Genomic DNA, 17,654 nt, shown 5'->3' on the forward strand with positions numbered 1-17,654 from the left:
CCACATTGGCCACTATCAGGGAGTTGGCGCGCCGCTCCGGCGTGTCCGTCGCCACCGTGTCCCGCGTCTTCAACACCCCCGAGGTCGTCAGCCAGCACACCCGCCAGCGCATCCTCGACCTGGCCGCCGAGATCGGCTACCTGCCGAACGGATCGGCCCGGACGCTCGCCACGAAGAAATCCAACATGGTGGGCCTGGTATGGGACACCGACCATCGCCGCCCTGGATGGCGCCACCCATTCCTGCAGGAGATCCTCGTCGCGCTCAAGACGGCGCTCAGCGCGCACGGGCTGAACCTGCTCATGCTCGCCGGCCACGACGCGGCGGGGCCCGACGACGGGCAGCGATACGTGCGCGCCGTCCGCCAGCACAACCTCGACGGCGCGGTCATCATCGACAACGGCACCCGGGACCCGGCCGTGCTCGCCCTCGTCGAAGCCCAGGTGCCGTGCGTCGCTCTCGACCTGCGGGTCGACGGCCCGACGTCGACCTACATCACCTCGGACAATGCCGGCGGCGCGGCGCTCGCCGTCCGCCACCTCGTCGAACGCGGCCACCGGCGCATCGCCACCATCACCGGCCCGCTGCGAACCTGGCCGGGAGCCGAACGGCTCGTCGGCTTCCGGGCCGCGCTGGCCGGGGCCGGCCTGCCGCTCGCCGACGGCCACGTCGTCGAGGGAGACTTCTATCTCGACGGCGGTCACGCCGCGATGGACCGGCTGCTCGCCCTCGACGACCGCCCTACCGCGGTGTTCGTCGCCGGTGACGAGATGGCTGTCGGCGCGATGCGGGCGGCCCAGGCGGCCGGCCTACGGATCCCCGACGACATTGCGATTGTCGGCTTCGACGACATCGAGGTGGCCGCGCTGATCCCGCCCGGGCTCAGCACCGTCGCCCAGAACAAGCCCGGCTTCGGCACGGCCGCCGCCGAGGCGCTGGTCGCCATGCTGCACGGCGGCGGCGACCCGCCCAAGCCGACCGTGTTGCCGACGACGCTCGTCGTCCGCGGCACCACCTGACCCGAACCGCGCGACGTCGGCGCCGTCCCGCTCTGGATCGTGCCGCTGCTCGCGGTCGCTGCTGCCGGAGTCGCTGTCACCGACCCCGCAACCGGGCCTGCCTCGAGCGTCACACCCGTGCCTGGGCGAGGTCGCGGCCGGCGGTGGCGCGAATGATCCGGGGCCAGGTCGGCGGGGCCAGCGCATTCAACCGCCTCGCCGCACTGCCGCGACCCGCCGGCTGACCCAGCAACCCCACGCCCCGACCAGCAGCACGGAGGAACCCGGCCCAGCGCCGGGTCGTCAGCATGCCAGCGAACTGGTACGCGAATCCCGAACCAACCTCATCGAACACGTCCAGTCGGCCGCGACAGCCGCAACCTTCCAGGCGTACGTGAGTTCGCCAGCCGAATCGGGCTGATCCAACCCGCTGCTTCCTGTCGCGGCTGCTGCTCCTGCGCGTGGGTGGGTTCCGGTCGGGCGGCGACTGTGGTGTCGGGACAGTGCACCCCTATAGACCCCTATTGATGCGTAGTGATGTCGTTGCGGAGCGTTATCGTCTGACGGTGTCGCCGCCCTCTGACGGCAAGATCGTCTGACGGAGAGGATCGCCATGTCGCTGCCCACCAACCCTCCGGCGCTGAGCGTGGTGATGCCGACCTACCAGGATCCGCAGTGCCTCGCGCTGACCCTCAGGGCGCTGACCCGGCAGACGCTGCCGCCGGAACGCTTCGAGGTGATCGTGGTCCGGGACGGTGGCTCGTCCGACGGGTACGCCGAGGCGCTCGCCGAGGGCGCCGGTCTCCGCCTGCGCGTGCTGGAACTCGCCGAGCGCAAGGGCCGCTCCGTCGCCCGCAACGAGGGGGCGCGCCGTGCCTGCGCACCTCTGCTGGTCTTCCTCGACGCCGACTCGTGGGCGGTGCCCGACCTGCTGGAGCGGCACCTGGCCTGGCACAGCGTGCCCGGCAACGCGGCGGTGCTGATCGGCCGGCGGGACGAGATCGGCCTCGCTGACCTGCCGGCAGTGCTGGCCGGGGAGCCGCACGCGGTCGCACGCGCCTTCCCGCACGGCGGCGACCTGCGGTTCGCCACGGGGCTTCCCGACGACGGGGGCGAGTGGCTCCGGGCCGGCTGGATCATCGCCTACACGCACAACATCTCGCTGTCCAGCGCACACTTCGCGCAGGTCGGTGGCTACCGCGAGGCGTTCGGTCTGAGCTACGGCGTGGAGGACGTCGAGTTGTTCTACCGCGTCGACCGCAGCCTCCCCGACGGCGTCAACTTCGGCTACGACGACGACGCCCGGGTCGTCCACCTGCCGCACCACAAGAACATCACCCGCAACTGGATGGAGATGAAGGCCAACTTCCAGCAGGCGGCCCGGCTCTATCCGTGCCTGGAGTGGGAGTTCCTCACCGCCGTCATGGGGTACGAGGCGATCCGGCGGATCCTGCACTATCGCGCGCTCATCGACGAGTGCGTCGAGCGGTCGGCCTGCGCCATCGGCCCCGCCGCCGCGCGCCTCGCCGGCCAGGTGCGGGGGCACCGCACGCTCTGGATCGGCACCGGCCGCGCCGATTCCGGGTTGCCCGCCTCGGCGTTGACCTTCGACTACGCCGCACCCATCGGGCGGACCAACTTCCACCTGCTCGGCGTCGCCCCGCCCATGCCGCCGGGCAGCCTGGACGCGGTGATCAGCGTGGACTTCTGGCGGTACCTGCTGTGGCCGGAGCTCTGCCAGTTCATCTCGGCCTCGCTGCTGCTGGCGGGCGAGGTCCACCTGGTCGCCACCGCCGACTCGACGCCGGGGATGTGCGCCGCCGACCCGCAGACGCTGGACTACCTGCGCCAGGCGCAGGCCGCGGCCTGCACGGCCGAGCTGCGCGCGGTCGAGGGGCTCGGCCACGTACTGATCCTGCGGCCCCTCCGACCCGCGCCCGGTGCCGCGCGCCGGGTACCCACTCAGACCGCCGCCAGGGCGCGACCCGCTGCCCTGGTGCCGGGGCGCTCCACGACGCGGGGATAGCAGATCGACGGTGCGGCCAGGCCCGACAACGCTGTCGGGCCTGACCCAGCCGCGCCCGGATCCGGCGTAAAAGACGGAAAGGCGAGTATTGTGCGCGTACTGCTGTCGACTCTCGGGTCGCGTGGCGATGTCCAACCACTGGTGGCGCTCGCGTCGCGGTTGACGGCCCTCGGCCACCAGGCCCGCCTCTGCGCCCCGCCCGACTTCGCCCGCTGGGTGGCCAGCTTCAGGATTCCCTTCGTGCCCGTCGGCCCGCCCTGGCGCAGGTCGGCGGCGCCCAGGTCGCGGGCCGCCGTGCCAAAACCCTCGCCCGCGCAGGTACGCAAGTTCGCCGAGTCCTCCATCGGCATCCAGTTCGAGGTGCTGTCGGCCGCAGCCCGGGACTGTGACGTCCTCGTCGCGTCGACGGGCCTCCAGATCGCCGCCCGCACCGTGGCGGAGAAGCGCGGCATCCCGTACGTCTTCGCGGCGCTCTGCCCGGCGGCCCTTCCCTCACCCCACCACCCCCCGCTGCCGCTGCCGGTGCTCGGGGAGGTCCCGGCGCCCGCGTCGGCCGACAACAGCGACCTGTGGGCCGCCAACCTGCGGCACGTCAACGACACCTTCGCCGCGCCCCTCAACGCGCTGCGGTCGGCGGTGGGGTTGGGCACGGTCGACGACGTCAGCGACCACATCCACACCGACCGGCCGTGGCTGGCCGCCGACCCGGCCTTGGCACCCTGGCCGGACGTCGCCGATCCGGCCGTCTACCAACCGGGCGCCTGGCTCCTGCCCGACAAGCGGGCCCTGCCCGCCGAGCTGACGGCCTTCCTGGACGCCGGCGGGCCGTGCGTCTACGTCGGATTCGGCAGCGTCGCCGCACCCCCGGGTCTGCTGGAGACGGCCGTGCGGGCCGTGCGCGCGGTCGGTTGCCGGCTGGTCGCCTCCCGGGGCTGGGCACCGCTCTCGCCGGTCGACCGGTCCCCCGACTGCCTGGTGGTCGGCGAAGTGAACCAGCAGGACCTGTTCCGGGAGGTGGCCGTGGTGGTCCACCATGGCGGCGCGGGCACCACGACCACGGCCGCGCGGGCCGGGACGCCGCAGGTCGTCGTACCGCAGGTGTATGACCAGCACTACTTCGCGCGCCGGGTGCCCGCGCTCGGCATCGGCACCGCACACCCCGGCTCCGTGCCGACCGTCGAGTCACTGACCGACGCTCTGGGCGCCGCGCTGCGGCCGGAGGTGGCCGCCCGCGCCCGCGAGTTCGCCGGCGTCGTACGCACCGACGCGGCGCAGGTCGCCGCGGAGCGGTTGGTCGTCGCACCGGGAGCCTGATCGGTGAGGCGACGCTCCAGGTACTGCGGGGGCGGGTCCGGCTGGTCGCGCCGGATCAGTCGTGGACCGGTGGGGAGGGCGACCTGCTGGTCATCCCGGAGGCCCGGCACTCGTTGTACGCCGAGGTTAGGGCGTCGGCGGACCGGACCGGTGTCGGGGTGCTCCCTACTCCGGCCGGCGCTGTTCACCGGCGGGGCTGCGGAGACCGTCGGTCGCGCCGCGGGCTCGTGGCGAGCGGCGCGCGACGGCGTCAGAAGCTGCTGACCAGCTTCACGAACGCTTCGTCGATCTTGGCGGGATCGGTCGCGTCGAAGGCCTTGCCCGATGATGCCTTGGCGATCCGGTCCAGGGTGGCGAAGTCCGACTCCCGGTCGAAGGCGATGCAGAACACCTTCACCGGACGCCGCGGGTCGAGGGCGACCTCGGCGAGCAGGCCGGCCAGGTCGTTGTCCTGCCGGTACTCGTTCTTGCCGTCGGTCAGCACGACGATCGCGTTGATCCGCTGCGGGTCGTACCGGTCGAGCAGCTCTCGGTGTGCGGCCCGGACCGTCGCGTAGAGGGCGGTGCCGCCATCGACGTGCAGGCCGGCGATCTTGCTGTTGATCCGCTTCTGGTCGAACTCGCCGAGAGGGATCTCCTCCCGGTAGGGGCTCTTCGGCCGCTTCCGGGTCTCCGAGGAGAACGACCAGAGACCCACCCGGTCCTCGGTGTTGAGCAGCGCGAGGCCCTTGCCCGCCGCTGCTGAGGCGACCTGGAAGCGGGTGCGGGTGCCGACCATCGCCTGCATGGACCCGGACGTGTCCAGGGCTATCAGGATGTTGGCCTTCTTGCGGAGCGTCCGCCAGCCGTCCAGCATCGCGCCGACCACCTGCGGGTCCGGGGGCTCGAAGTAGCTCAGCCCACCGGTGGGCTCGGCGCCGACGTTGGCGAGCAGCTCCGCCGAGGCTCGGCGCTCGTGGTCCCGGAAGCCGAGGCGGGCGAAGCTCTCCTGCTGGGCGTCCTCGGTCAGGAAGGCCAGGAAGTCGGCCGCCGCCGCCCGCTGCCGCTCGTCGGCGGAGGGCAGCACCACGAACGGGTGGTCCAGGTTGAACGTGCCCTCCTTGGGGTGGACGGCGACCAGCGGGACGTTCGGCCTGCGGCCCCGCTCCTGCCCGTCCTGCCGAGGGCTCAGCGCACCCGTGTTGTAGAGGTCCACGAGTTCCTCCTGGAGGACGATGGCGCTCATGTCGTCCGTACTGCCCGCGCCGCCCGCCAGGTCCGCCTCGGCGAGGCTGCGCAGCAGGTCCACCGAATCGTCGCTGTAGTGCGACACATTGGCCTCGATCCGGCGGACGAACTGGGTGACCGCGGGGTCGGCAAGGTCGGACCGGGTCAGGTCGCTGGACCGTTGCACCGCCGCGTAGTAGGTGGCGATGGTCGCCGCCAGCCCGGAGGTGGACAGGTTGGGGTTGTCCTTGCCGAAGGTGAAGCGGCCCCACTCCGGCTTGCCGAAGCCCGCCCACCCGTCCCGCCCGGACAGGCCCAGGATCTCCCCCCAGCCCAGCGGCCCGCGCCGGCGTATCAGTTCGGCCTTGGGCTGCGGCATCGCGATCACCAGTGGGCTGTTGGCGATCGACGGGTAGCGGTCCGGCGTCTGCGGTGCTCGCCCGGCGGCTTGGTCGAGCAGCCGGAGCTGGCCGGTCCACAGGCTCGACGTCGGCAGCCAGACCTGTGGTCGCGGCAGGCCGGTGTGGGTCCAGCCGGTGGCCAGCGCCTCGGCGGCCTGGCCCGAGTTGAGCGCGCTGACGTGCACCTGGGCGCAGCCACCGCCGTCGATCGACCGGCTGCTGCGGTTGTAGCGCTCGGCCAGGTCGACCAGCAGCGCCGCCTTCTCCGTCGACGAGTTGACCTGGAGGGTGGTGGCGCAGTCGGTGCGGGGCACCTCGCTGCCCGCATCGCGCTGCTGGACGAACACGAACGCCCCGGCGATGACCACCAGCCCGGCGGTGACGGCGGCGGTGTAGGGCAACCACTGCCGCGTGCGGGTAACGGATGGGGTCATCGGGGCGTCCTCCTCGGCGGGCGGCTGGTGGCCGTCAACCTATCGATCCGGCGCCAGCCGGCGACCCGGACCCCTGCCGCGGCGTCACGGGCGGTCGGACCGTCCCCCGACCGCCGTAGCGACCAGCAGCCGGACCAGGTAGACCACGACGAAGGCGACCGCCCCGACTGCGGCGGCCGGGCCGATCGCGCTCGACGCGACGTAGCCGGCGGCGGCGCCGGCCGAGCCGAGGAAGAGCGCTGTCGAGATGCCCCAGGCGTCGAGGGCCTCACGACGCAGTCGCCGCAACGCGCCGCCGGACCCGGCGCCGACGCCGGGCTCCGTCGCCGGCAGGTACGCCGGCTGGGTCGTCATCCGTGGGTGTGCCGGCTGCGTCGGCCGGCCCTGGGTCGGCACCGTCGGCTGTGGCTGTGGCTGTGGCTGCGTCGGGCGCGGCTGCGGTGCCGTCGGCGTGATCCGGGGAAGGGGATGGTTCGGCGTCGGCGTGCCCGCGGTCTCGTTGCCGACCTCGAGCAGGCTCTCCCGACGTAGCGGCACGGTGGCCGTGGCGTCCTGCCGCAGCAGCCGCACCAGCACCTGCTCGGCACCCGGCCGATCCGCCGGATCCTTCGCCAGGCACTCCCGGATCAGCTCGTCCAGCACCGGAGGCAACGCCGGCAGGTCGGGCGGATCGTGCAGCACCCGGTGCATCACGGCGAAGAGCGAATCATCGCCGAAGGGTGGCCGGCCACCGGCAGCGAACGCGATCGTGGCCGCCCAGGCGAAGACGTCGCAGGGCGGACCGACCGCGTCGTTGCGGAACCGCTCGGGTGCCATGTACGCGGTGGTCCCCATGACCCGGCTGGACGCCGTCTCGGTCACCCCTAGCGCGCGAGCGATGCCGAAGTCGATCACCCTAGGGCCGTCCCTGCCCAGCACCACGTTGTCCGGCTTCAGATCGCAGTGCACCACGCCGGCACTGTGGATCGCGGCGAGCGCGGTGACAGTGCCGACCGCGAGCCGGTGCAGGGCGTTACCGGTCACCGGGCCGCGTTCGCGGACGTGCCGGTGCAGGGTCGGGCCTTCGATGAACTCACTGACCACGTAGGGACGCTCGCCGTCGACCTCGGCGAAGAGCACCTGCGCGGTGCAGAACGGAGCGACCCGGCGCGCGGCGGCGATCTCCTTCACGAACTGCGACCGCGCCCGTGGATCAGTCAGATCGACGTTGACCATCTTGACCGCGACGCGGTCACCAGCGTCGTCCTCACCGAGGTAGACGACCCCCTGCCCACCCGCGCCCAGCCGGCCGAGCAGCCGATACCGGCCGGCGGTGACCGGGTCGTGCGTCCACAGCTTCGCCAATCCTGGCACCGGCGTGCCGGCCAGTTCTGACATCCCGACTCCATCAGTGTCGTGCCCGGCCACCGGCGGCGCAGGGCACGGCCATCGTGTCATGCCGCAGCGACGACAGAGGACAGCCGATCATGGGTGGAGGCCACCGCCGCCGGTGGTCTCGCGGTGGCGGTCGCCGCACTGCGCGGGCCGGCCCGGCCTACGACGGCGGGCGTCCCTCCAGGGTGTCCCTTCGTCCTCCGCCGGGGCCGGCGCGAACTCGTTTCCCGCCGTGCCGTGCCGGGCGGGTCGATGCCGGTGCCCGACCCCGGTCGCCGACGCGCAGCCGCAGCGGCGTCAGGCCCGGCGCAGCGTCCGCAGTGTGCCGGCCCAGGCGACCACCTCGTCGAGCATGGTGCCGAGGGCCTGCTCGTGGTGCGCGGCCGGCCGGAAGTCGCGGAAGTTGACGAAGTCGGTCGTCAGAGAGAGCGCGACCTGGGAGCGGACGTCGGCGACGCCGAGCTGCCCGAGAACCAGCCGCAGGTGCTCCGCCGCCCGGGTGCCGCCGTGCACGCCGTAGCTGACGAGGCCGGCGGCGGCGTGCTGCCACTCCTGGTAGAGGAAGTCGAGGGAATCCTTCAGCGCGCCCGGGATGGAGTGGTTGTACTCCGGCGTGACGAAGACGAAGCCGTCGAACCCGGCCACGGTCGCCGCCCAGCGGCGTACGGCCGGGCGTCGCGACGGCGCCATCGACGGCGGCAGCACCTCGTCGAAGTGTGGCAGGGCGTAGTCGGCGATGTCGACCAGTTCGACAGTGGCGTCGCCCCGCTTGGCGGCGACGTCGCGCACCCAGCGGGCCACGGCGTCGGCCTTGCGGCCGGGTCGCGTGCTGCCGACGATGACACCGATCCTGACCATGCTGCTCTCCTCTAGGCGATGGGGACGGGGCGCGCGGGAGCCGACGTGCCGGTCAGGTCACGAGCCAGCTCCACCGCGCCGTGCAGGGACGACAGCCCGCCGAGGGCGGCGGGACGCACCGGTGGCGCCGGGCGCCCGGGCCGGCCGGCGCGACGTGCCCGTTGCGCGACGAGCGGCACGAAGCCGGGCAGGCCGGCGGCGAACCCGCCGCCCACGATCGCCAGCGCCGGATCGAGGATCTCGCCGAGGCTCACCACCGCCGCCGCCAGCGCCCGGCAGCTCTCCTCGACCGCAGCCACCGCCCAGGGCTCGCGCCCGTCGAGTCCGGCCCGTAGGTCGTCGAAGCCCACCTCGCCGCCCCGGCGGGCGGCGGCGCGGCGCAGGGTGGCGGGGCCGGACGCGACGGACTGGAGGCAGCCGTGCCGGTCGCAGTCGCAGCGCTCACCGTCGAGGGCGACGACCATGTGGCCGATCTCGGCGGAGGACCGGCCCGGCACCGGCCGGCCGGCCAGCACGACGCCGCCGCCGATCCCGGTGCCGACGCCCAGGTAGACCACGTCGTCCGCGCCGGCGCAGCGCGCCTCGGCCAGGGCGGCGAGATCACCGTCGTCGGCGACGGCGGTCGCCGCGTCGGGAAAGAGGCGGCGCAGCGCGCCGGTGAGGTCGAGGCCCGCCCAGCCGGGGCGCCCAGGCCAGGTGGTGACGGTGCCCCCGGTGTCAGTGGTCGCCGGCATGGCCACCCCGACCGCGTCCACCGGTCCCCACCGGTCGAGCAGCCGGTCCACCTCGACGGCCAGCACCGTCAGGTCGTCGGCCGGGTCGGCGGCCCCCCGGGGCCAGCGGAAGGTCCGGTCGTACGCCGGCCGCCCGGGTGCCTCCGCGTGCAACGCGACCTTGGTGCCGCCGACGTCGATGCCGAGGACGCCGCCGTGGCGCTGCGGACCGGACACGGCCGGCCTCAGCCCAGCCGCACGTGCAGGTAGACGAGCGCCAGGGCGGCGACGGCAAAGATCACCGGCGTCAGGATCGTCGCGGCCGGGTCCTTCGCCCGGGCGTGGTAGACGACCGCGCCCGTCATCTGCAGGGCGAGACCGATCGCCGCCGCGATGCCCAGGGGCGGCCAGAGCAGGCCGAGCAGCAGCCCGGCGACCGCGGCGAGTTCCAGCACCCCCAGCACGCGGGTCAGCCCCGGCGAGACGCCGAGGTGGTCCATCCGCTCGCGCATCTGTGCCTGCCCGGTGAGCTTCGGCACGGCGGTGCCCGCGAACACGGCCGCGAGGACGAGGGTCAGGACGAGGACGGGAATCTCCACGTGAGGTCCTTCGGGAAGAGTCGGGACGTGCGGACGACCGTACCGCCGGCACGCCGGCGCCCACGGCACCGGACGGCGGGGTGCCCGGTCGTCATCGGACGGTCGCGGTGAGGGCGCGCGCGGCCAGCCGGTAGCCCAGCGCTCCGAGCCCGACGATCACCCCGCTGGCCAGCGGGGCGATCACCGAGTCGTGCCGGAAGCTCTCCCGCGCCCACACGTTGGACAGATGCACCTCGACGAAGGGCCGGGGGTAGTTGGCCAGCGCGTCGCGCAGGCTCCAGCCCGCGATCATCAGGGCGCCCGGGTTGACGATCGCGCCCACCGTGTCGTAGCTGTTCTGGATCGTACGGATCAGCGCACCCTCGCAGTCGTGCTGCTCGGCGACCACACCCCAGCCCCGGGCGGCGACCTCCTCGCCGACGGCGCGTTCGATGTCGTCCAGGGTGTCGGTGCCGTAGATCTCCGGTTCCCGCCGGCCGAGAATGCCCAGGTTCGGGCCGTTCAGCAGCAGCACGTCCGACACGCTTCACCTCGTGGGGCACGGCCCTGGTCCCGCAGAGCCTGATGACTGGTCACCGCAGTCTTACTACGCCGACGGCTCCCGGCGAACCGGCGGCGCCCGACGCACGGCGGACTAAGGGGTGGCTAGGGGCTGTTAGGGGCGGTGACCGCGTATCCGCGTCGGTTACCGTCCTCCCTGCTGAAGCGACGCCGCCGGCTCCAGACGGAGGCGTCACGTACCGCGCGGCCATCCCGGTGCTCCGCTGCGCCCGGCCCGCGCACCGGCGGTCTCGGGTCGTCCCGCCCGATGGTCCGCCCAAGCCCCTGGTCTGCCCGAGTTGGGAAGTGGGAAGTCATGAGTGGTCAGCCCTCGACGGTGTCCGAGTTCCCCGAGTGGCCGCAGTACGGCGACGAGGAGCGAACCGGACTGATCCGCGCCCTCGAACAGGGTCAGTGGTGGCGGATGGGCGGCAGTGAGGTCGACTCCTTCGAGCGGGAGTTCGGTGACTACCACGGCAGCCCCCACGCGCTTGCCGTCACCAACGGCACCCACGCGCTGGAAGTCGCGCTGGAGGTGCTCGGCGTCGGCCCCGGTACGGAGGTGATCGTCCCGGCGTTCACGTTCATCTCGTCCTCGCTGGCCGCGCAGCGTCTCGGCGCGGTCGCCGTGCCGGTCGACGTCGACCTGGACACCTACTGCGTCGACCCCGCCGCCGTCGAGGCCGCGATCACCCCCCGTACCAAGGTGATCATGCCGGTGCACATGGCCGGGCAGTTCGCCGACATGGACGCGCTCGACAAGCTCGCCGCCGACGCCGGGGTGGCTCTGCTGCAGGACGCGGCACACGCCCAGGGCGCGCAGTGGCGCGGCCGGCGGGCCGGCGCGCTCGGCTCGGTGGCCGCCTTCAGCTTCCAGAACGGCAAGCTCATGACCGCCGGCGAGGGCGGAGCGGTCGTCTTCCCCGACGAGGAACTGCGCGAGCGGGCATTCCTCGTGCACAGCTGCGGCCGGCCCCGCACCGACCGCGAATACCTGCACAGCACCACCGGCTCGAACTACCGGATGAGCGAGTTCACCGCCGCTGTGCTACGCGCCCAGCTGACCCGCCTCGACGAGCAGATCGCGCTGCGCGAGCAGCGCTGGCCGCTGCTGTCGAGCCTGCTCGCCGAGATCCCGGGCGTCGTGCCGCAGGCGACCGACCCCCGCACCGACCGCAACCCGCACTACATGGCGATGTTCCGTATCCCCGGGATCGGCATCGAGCGTCGCCGTGCCGTGGTGGACGCGCTCATCGCCCGGGGCGTCCCGGCGTTCGTGGCGTTCCGGGCGATCTACCGGTGCGAGGGCTTCTGGAAGGCCGGCGCGCCCGACGAGTCGGTAGAGGAGATCGCGGCCCGCTGCCCCAACACCGAGCAGATCCACTCCGACTGCCTCTGGCTGCACCACCGCACGCTGCTCGGCACGGAGCAGCAGATGCACGAGATCGTCGCCGTGCTCGCCGACATCCTCGCCGGATGACGGCCCGGCCCCCGGCCGCGGCCGGCCGGCCGGTGCGGGTCGCGGTGGTCGGCCTCGGCTGGGCCGGGCGGGAGATCTGGCTGCCCCGGCTCGCCGCACACCCCGGCTTCGAGGTGGTCGCCGTGGTCGACCCGCAGCCCGTGGTGCGCGATCAGGCCCGCGACACGCACGCCGTCGCGTCCGCGTACGCCGACGTCGAGGACCTGCCCGCCGGAACGGTCGACCTGGCGGTGGTCGCCGTACCGAACCACCTGCACGCGGTCGTCGCCGTCCGGCTGCTGCGCCGGGGCGTACCGGTGTTCCTGGAGAAGCCGGTCTGCCTGACCTCCGCCGAGGCGGGCATCCTGGCCGACGCGGAGCGCGACGGCGGCGCGGTGCTGCTGGCCGGCAGCGCCGCCCGTTACCGGGCCGACGTCCGGGCGCTGGCCGACGTGACCGGTGGGCTGGGCCCGATCCGGCACGTCGATGTGGCCTGGGTTCGCGCCCGAGGGGTGCCCGACGCGGGCGGCTGGTTCACCCGCCGCGACCAGTCCGGCGGGGGCGCGCTGGTGGACCTCGGCTGGCACCTGCTCGACACGGTGCTGCCGCTGCTCGGCCCGGCCCGGGTCACTCACGCGATCGGCAGCGTCTCGGACGACTTCGTCAACGACAGCGCCGCCCACGCCGCCTGGCGCGGCGGGGCCGACACCGCAGGCCATGTTCCCGGCGACGTCGAGGACACCGCCCGGGGGTTCCTGCTCACCGACACCGGCGCCTCCGTCGCCCTGCACGCCTGCTGGGCCTCGCACGAGTCGCTGGACCGCACCACCGTCACCGTGCACGGCGCCGCGGGGTCGGCGACGCTGCGCTGCACGTTCGGCTTCAGTCCCAACCGGGAGCCCACGCCGGTGCTGACGCGTACCCGCGACGGCCGGACCGCGCAGCTGCCGCTGCCCGGGGAGCCGATCGGCGCGGAGTACGACCACCAGCTCGACGCCCTGCCCGGGCTGCTCGCCGACCCGGCCGCCCGGGGCGCGGCCGTCGCCGAGGCCCGCCGGACCATCGACATCATCGAACGGATCTACCAGTGCGCCCGGCCCACCCGGCCGGAGCGCCAGCACGCACTGGTGGGCCATCGCGCCGGGTGAGAACCACCGTCGGCCCCAACCCCTTCCGGGAGCAGCCATGAGCCGTCCATCGTCCACAGTCGAGGTGACCCCGCCGTCGCCGGCGCGCGGCCCGATCCGCGCGGTCGTGTTCGACCTCGACGGCGTCATCGTCGACAGTTCGGCCGTCATGCGTGAGGCGTTCAGCATCGCGTACGCCGAGGTGGTGGGCGACGGGCCGGCACCGTTCGAGGAGTACAACCGGCACATGGGCCGGTACTTCCCGGACATCATGCGCCTGATGGGGCTGCCCCTGGAGATGGAGGGGCCGTTCGTCCGCGAGAGCTACCGGATGGCCCACCTCGTGCCGCTCTTCCCCGGCGTCCGGGAGACCCTGGAGACCCTGCACTCGCGTGGCATCCGGATGGGGATCGCCACCGGCAAGGCCGGCCCGAGGGCCCGCTCCCTGCTCGACCAACTCGGCGTGCTGGGCCTCTTCGGCCAGGTGATCGGTTCCGACGAGGTGGCCCGTCCCAAGCCTGCCCCGGACATCGTGCTCCAGGCACTGGGCAACCTCGACGTGCCGCCGCACGAGGCCATGATGGTGGGCGACGCGGTGATCGACCTGCTCAGCGGCCGGGACGCCGGGGCGACGGCCGTCGCCACGACGTGGCACGGCGGGGACATCGCCGCGCTGCTCGCCGCCGGCCCCGACCTGGTCGTGCACGCCCCGGCGGAGTTGCTGGCGCACTGCCCGGCGGCCCTCGTCCACTGACCCGGACCGGAGCGCGCCGGGCTGCTCGCGTGAGCAGCCCGGCGCGCTGCCGCCAGGCTGTGGTCAGCGTGTGTCGCTGACCGCCTCGGGGCCGGCTTCCAGGAAGCGCAGCATGCCGGTGGCCAGGATCTCGGCGGCGGGGGCCGGGACCAGGTCGGTACGGATGGTGACCCGCAGGAGGACACTCTCGTCGCCGGGCAGCACCTCGGCGACGCAGGCACCGGACCACTCCCGGGCGTACGGTTCGACGACCTCCTCGGTCCGGCAGCCGGGCAGGTCCAGCGGGAGGACGAGGTTGTCCTGGTAGGCGAACGAGGGCAGGCTGTTGATCACCTCGCGGGGCAGGTCGAGGACCGGGTCGTCGGTGACCATCTCCAGGAAGGAGACGTCCTGGGCGGCCATCAGCTCGTCCGCGGTCTGCTGGAGGGCGCGCATCAGGTCCTTCTCCGGGCCGCCGAACCGGACCCGGAGACAGTTGCTGCTGATCCTGCTCGTGAAGGCGGAGTCGAGGACGCGGCTGCCGCGCTGGGCGACGATCATCAGCAGGGCGATGTCGTCCTGCTGATGGATGGCGCGCAGCGCCGAGGCGTAGGCGGCGGCGAAGTAGGTGGAACGGCTGAAGCGGTGTTCGACGGCGGCCCGGTCCCAGCGCCGTACCAGCTCGGGCGGGACGGCGACGATGTGCCCGGTCTTGGGGCCCCAGGTCGGGGTCTGTTCCAGGATCTCCTGCGGCCGGCCTTCGCCTTGGCGGGGTAGGTCGCGTAGTTGTTCGCGCCAGTAGGTTCGTTGGGTTTGCAGGTCGGCGGCGTTGCGGAGGCGGGTGTATTCGTCGTGGGACTGGTGCAGTGTGGGTGCGGGGTGTGTCCAGGTGGGGGTGTGGCCGGTGTGTCGTGCGGTGTAGGCGTGGGTGAGGTCTCGGACGAGTAGTCCGTATGACCAGCCGTCGAAGGCGATGTGGTGGATGCCGATGCCGAACAGGATTCGGTTGGTGGTTTTGTTTCGGATCAGGGCGGCGCGCCAGTTGCGGCCTTGGGTGTAGTCGAGGGGTTGTTGTACTGCTTCGGCGAGTTGGTCGAGGGCGTCGTGTTCGGTGGCGGCGTCGGCGAGGAGTCGTAGCTGGGGCATGCCGGGGTTGGGTGGGATGATTGCGGTTGGTGGGTCGGTGCGCCGGTAGCGGGCGTGCAGGGCCTGGTGGCGGTGGTGGAGGTCGCCGAGGGCGGCCATGAGGGCTCGTAGGTCCAGTTCACCCTCGATCCACCAGGTGGTGGGGCAGACCAGTTCGAAGGGGAGCACGACGCACTTCGCGACGGACGGGGTCAGCGGGACGGGCTTCGACGGGCCGGGACGGCCGGTGACGGACGGCGCCGGCTCGGCCCCGGGGCGGCGGGGGGCGGTGGCGAGCCAGCGGGCCAGCCCTTGCGGGGTGGGGGTGCGGTGGATCTGCGAGACGGGCACGGCGACGTCGGCGGCCTCGTCGAGGGCGACAGCGACGGCGGCGGACTGCAGGGAGGTGCCGCCGAGGTGGAAGAACCCGTCGAGTGTCCCGACCCGGTCCAGCCCGAGCACCGTCGCGAAGATCCCCGCGACGAGGCGTTCGGAGTCGGTGGCCGGTTGGGTGTACGGCACGTCGAGGTCGGGACGGCGCGAGCCCGGTTCTGGTAGCGCCCTCCGGTCGATCTTGCCGGTGCCGCCGGTGGGGAACCGGTCCAGGACCATGATCACGGCGGGGACCATGTAGGGCGGGAGCACCGCGGCGGCGTGTGCCCGCAGGTCGGCGGTGACGGGGACGCGGCCGTCGCGTCCGGTGACGTAGCCGACGAGCCGGGCGGTGCCCTGGTCCTCGCGACGGGTGACGACGGCGGTGCCGACGTCCGGGTGTTGTTCGAGAGTCGCCTCGATCTCACCGAGTTCGATCCGGATGCCGTTGACCTTGACCTGGTGGTCCATCCGGCCGAGGATCTCCAGCGCTCCGGCGGCGTTCCACCGGCCGAGGTCGCCGGTGCGGTAGGCGGTCCCGCCGCCGTACGGGTCGGTGACGAACCGCTGGGCGGTCAGTTCGGGGCGGTTGAGGTAACCGTCGGCGACGCCGGCGCCGGCGATGAGGATCTCGCCGGGGACGCCCATGGGGACGAGGTCGAGATTGGGGTCGACGACGCGGATCTGCCGGTTGGGCATGGGTCGGCCGATGGGCACGTACGCGCCGGGCCAGCCCTTCGACGCGTCGTACCAGGTACAGGCGACGGATGCCTCCGCGGGCCCGTACGCGTTGATCAGGCGGGCACCGGCGGCCGTCCAGCGGTGCGCCATGCGGGGCGGAATGGGCTCCCCGGCGAGGGTCACACACGTCAGGCTGGGGCAGTCGGCGGGATCGACGGCGGCGAGGTTCGTGGGTGGGCAGAACGCGTGGGTGGCCTGCTCCTTGGCGATCAGCTCCGTCAACCGGCGGGCGTCGAGAAGATCGTCGCGGGAGCTGACGACGACGCGGGCACCGGAGGTCAGCGCGGTGTAGATCTCGCCGAGGGCCACGTCGAAGACCGGTGAACAGGAATGGAGCATCCGGCTGTCCGGCCCGACCGCGCACTCCTCCCGCATCCAGGTGACGAAGTTCGTCAGGTGCTCGTGGGTCAGCACGACACCCTTCGGTGTCCCGGTCGAGCCGGACGTGTAGATCACGAACGCCGGCCGGGAGGGTGCCACCACCGGCAGGTCGGCCGCCTCGGCCGCCGTCACGGTGGGCCAGTCGGCATCGAGGGCGACGACCCGTACGCCGTCAGGTCTGGGGACACGCGGGGCGACCTCGCCGACGGTGAGGACGACCCGGGCGCCGTGGTCGGCCAGCAGCATCCGCATCCGCTCCGCCGGCCAGGACACGTCCATCGGCGTGTACGCCGCCCCCGCCCGCAGCACCGCCAGGGTGGCGACGAGCGTCCACATGCTGCGGTCCAGCGCCAGCGACACCACGTCCCCGGGCCGTACGCCCATCGACCGTAGCCGCGCGGCCAACTCCCCCGAGCGGCGGGCCAGCTCCGCGTACGTCAGCACCTCCCCGGCGGCGACGCCGGCCACCGCGTCCGGCGTGCGTCGCGCCCATTCGAGCACCAGCTCGTGCAGCGGCACACCCGGCACCGGGCGGGCCGGGCCCCGGCCCCACGCGAGCAGCCGCTCGCGCTCGGTCGCGCCCAGCAGCGGCAGCGCGCCCAGCGGCACCCCGGGCTCCCGGACCCCGGCCGACAGCAACGACACGGTCTGGTCCACCAGGCCCCGCACCCAGTCCGCCGAGAAGCCGTCGGCGGCGTAGTCCACCCGGAGCGCCGACCCGTCCCCCGCGACGGTCACCACGATGTCCACGTCCACCACGTCCGGCCCCACCTCGGCCACCGGGGCGTCCACCAGCCCGACGACCACCGGCCCCGCCGCGCCCGCGCTGTGCGCGACCGGTCCGGCCAGCGCCGTGGCCACCCGCGACGTCAGCTCGCCGAAGCCCGGTTCGTCCGCGACGTCGACCCGCAGCACGCCGCCCGACGACAGACCGACCGCCACCTCGGCCTGGCCGGTGTACCGGGCCAGCACCCCCAGCAGACCGGCCAGCAGCACCGCGCCGGGGGAGGGCGCCCCCGCCGGGACGGGCAGGTCGACCCGCCGGTACGCGGAGGCCGCCCGGGCCGGCCACGCGGCCGGCCGGCGCAGGTCCCCCATCAGGTCGAGGACCTCGAAGCCGGGCCCAGCGACATCCGTGGTCTGCGCACCGACGATTCCGACAGACATTGAGCCAGCCTCCGATCAGGGCCGGCGCCACCCAGAGGGGTGCGCCGGAAGGGACAACCACGAACTCTCGGGACAACGGGCCGCGT

The 17,654-nt window shown here is 73.2% G+C and carries 13 protein-coding genes; 6 read left to right on the forward strand and 7 right to left on the reverse strand.

All coding sequences use genetic code 11. The annotated features are described in order from the left end of the window. Positions 1-5: 5 nt before the first annotated feature. The 3 genes from A4R25_RS02195 to A4R25_RS02210 all read left to right on the forward strand — a co-directional run bounded on the left by A4R25_RS02195 (position 6) and on the right by A4R25_RS02210 (position 4,338). A complete protein-coding gene (locus A4R25_RS02195; protein WP_064445409.1) occupies positions 6-1,019 on the forward strand; it encodes a LacI family DNA-binding transcriptional regulator in 1,014 nt (337 codons plus the stop codon). Between the two features lie 592 nt (positions 1,020-1,611). Continuing rightward, a complete protein-coding gene (locus A4R25_RS02205) occupies positions 1,612-3,024 on the forward strand; it encodes a glycosyltransferase family 2 protein (RefSeq protein ID WP_064445411.1) in 1,413 nt (470 codons plus the stop codon). Positions 3,025-3,114: 90 nt separating this feature from the next. Next, entirely contained in the window at positions 3,115-4,338 is a 1,224-nt protein-coding gene (locus tag A4R25_RS02210; protein WP_064445412.1) for a glycosyltransferase, read from the forward strand. Positions 4,339-4,588: 250 nt separating this feature from the next. Here A4R25_RS02210 and A4R25_RS02215 read toward each other — a convergent pair whose 3' ends face one another. From A4R25_RS02215 to A4R25_RS02240, 6 genes are all read right to left on the reverse strand, one after another. Then, positions 4,589-6,379 (reverse strand): extracellular solute-binding protein, encoded by a 1,791-nt coding sequence (locus tag A4R25_RS02215; RefSeq protein ID WP_064445413.1) that lies wholly within the window; start codon positions 6,377-6,379, stop codon positions 4,589-4,591. An 84-nt stretch (positions 6,380-6,463) separates the two neighbouring features. After that, positions 6,464-7,756 carry a serine/threonine-protein kinase gene (locus tag A4R25_RS02220; protein ID WP_064445414.1) on the reverse strand — a complete coding sequence of 431 codons (1,293 nt, stop codon included), beginning with the start codon at positions 7,754-7,756 and terminating at the stop codon, positions 6,464-6,466. Positions 7,757-8,050: 294 nt separating this feature from the next. Continuing rightward, the gene (locus A4R25_RS02225) at positions 8,051-8,611 is read right to left on the reverse strand and encodes an NADPH-dependent FMN reductase (RefSeq protein ID WP_043329859.1); all 561 of its coding nucleotides are present in this window, start codon (positions 8,609-8,611) and stop codon (positions 8,051-8,053) included. 11 nt (positions 8,612-8,622) lie between these two features. Continuing rightward, positions 8,623-9,561, reverse strand: a complete 939-nt coding sequence (locus A4R25_RS02230; RefSeq protein WP_043329860.1) for an ROK family protein — start codon at positions 9,559-9,561, stop codon at positions 8,623-8,625. An 8-nt stretch (positions 9,562-9,569) separates the two neighbouring features. Further along, a complete protein-coding gene (locus A4R25_RS02235; protein WP_030500471.1) occupies positions 9,570-9,923 on the reverse strand; it encodes a DoxX family protein in 354 nt (117 codons plus the stop codon). A 91-nt stretch (positions 9,924-10,014) separates the two neighbouring features. Then, on the reverse strand, positions 10,015-10,446 hold the full coding sequence (locus A4R25_RS02240; RefSeq protein ID WP_030500472.1) for a type II 3-dehydroquinate dehydratase: 432 nt from the start codon (positions 10,444-10,446) through the stop codon (positions 10,015-10,017). Positions 10,447-10,779: 333 nt separating this feature from the next. Here A4R25_RS02240 and A4R25_RS02245 point away from each other — a divergent pair, with 333 nt between their 5' ends. Genes A4R25_RS02245 through A4R25_RS02255 form a run of 3 tightly spaced genes read left to right on the forward strand, consistent with a single transcriptional unit; the run spans position 10,780 to position 13,803 of the window. After that, positions 10,780-11,943: a DegT/DnrJ/EryC1/StrS family aminotransferase gene (locus A4R25_RS02245; protein ID WP_064445415.1), complete on the forward strand. Its 1,164-nt coding sequence runs from the start codon at positions 10,780-10,782 to the stop codon at positions 11,941-11,943. After that, complete coding sequence (locus A4R25_RS02250) at positions 11,940-13,070, forward strand: Gfo/Idh/MocA family protein (protein ID WP_064445416.1); 1,131 nt, start codon at positions 11,940-11,942, stop codon at positions 13,068-13,070. Before A4R25_RS02245 ends, A4R25_RS02250 begins: the two co-directional genes overlap by 4 nt. A 37-nt stretch (positions 13,071-13,107) precedes the next feature. Further along, on the forward strand, positions 13,108-13,803 hold the full coding sequence (locus A4R25_RS02255) for an HAD-IA family hydrolase (RefSeq protein WP_064445417.1): 696 nt from the start codon (positions 13,108-13,110) through the stop codon (positions 13,801-13,803). A 63-nt stretch (positions 13,804-13,866) separates the two neighbouring features. On the opposite strand, the gene A4R25_RS02260 is transcribed toward A4R25_RS02255, so the two are convergent. Further along, the gene (locus A4R25_RS02260) at positions 13,867-17,568 is read right to left on the reverse strand and encodes an amino acid adenylation domain-containing protein (RefSeq protein WP_064445418.1); all 3,702 of its coding nucleotides are present in this window, start codon (positions 17,566-17,568) and stop codon (positions 13,867-13,869) included. Between the last annotated feature and the right edge of the window lie 86 nt (positions 17,569-17,654).

It is taken from the genome of Micromonospora sp. NBRC 110037 (assembly GCF_001652995.1).
Classification (GTDB): domain Bacteria; phylum Actinomycetota; class Actinomycetes; order Mycobacteriales; family Micromonosporaceae; genus Micromonospora; species Micromonospora chalcea.

Excerpts from the sequence above, each read along its gene's own strand:
- A4R25_RS02205 (WP_064445411.1), top strand. The coding sequence starts at position 1,612 with ATGTCGCTGCCCACCAACCCTCCGGCGCTGAGCGTGGTGATGCCGACC.
- A4R25_RS02215 (WP_064445413.1), bottom strand. The coding sequence starts at position 6,379 with ATGACCCCATCCGTTACCCGCACGCGGCAGTGGTTGCCCTACACCGCC.
- A4R25_RS02220 (WP_064445414.1), bottom strand. The coding sequence starts at position 7,756 with ATGTCAGAACTGGCCGGCACGCCGGTGCCAGGATTGGCGAAGCTGTGG.
- A4R25_RS02225 (WP_043329859.1), bottom strand. The coding sequence starts at position 8,611 with ATGGTCAGGATCGGTGTCATCGTCGGCAGCACGCGACCCGGCCGCAAG.
- A4R25_RS02245 (WP_064445415.1), top strand. The coding sequence starts at position 10,780 with ATGAGTGGTCAGCCCTCGACGGTGTCCGAGTTCCCCGAGTGGCCGCAG.
- A4R25_RS02250 (WP_064445416.1), top strand. The coding sequence starts at position 11,940 with ATGACGGCCCGGCCCCCGGCCGCGGCCGGCCGGCCGGTGCGGGTCGCG.
- A4R25_RS02255 (WP_064445417.1), top strand. The coding sequence starts at position 13,108 with ATGAGCCGTCCATCGTCCACAGTCGAGGTGACCCCGCCGTCGCCGGCG.
- A4R25_RS02260 (WP_064445418.1), bottom strand. The coding sequence starts at position 17,568 with ATGTCTGTCGGAATCGTCGGTGCGCAGACCACGGATGTCGCTGGGCCC.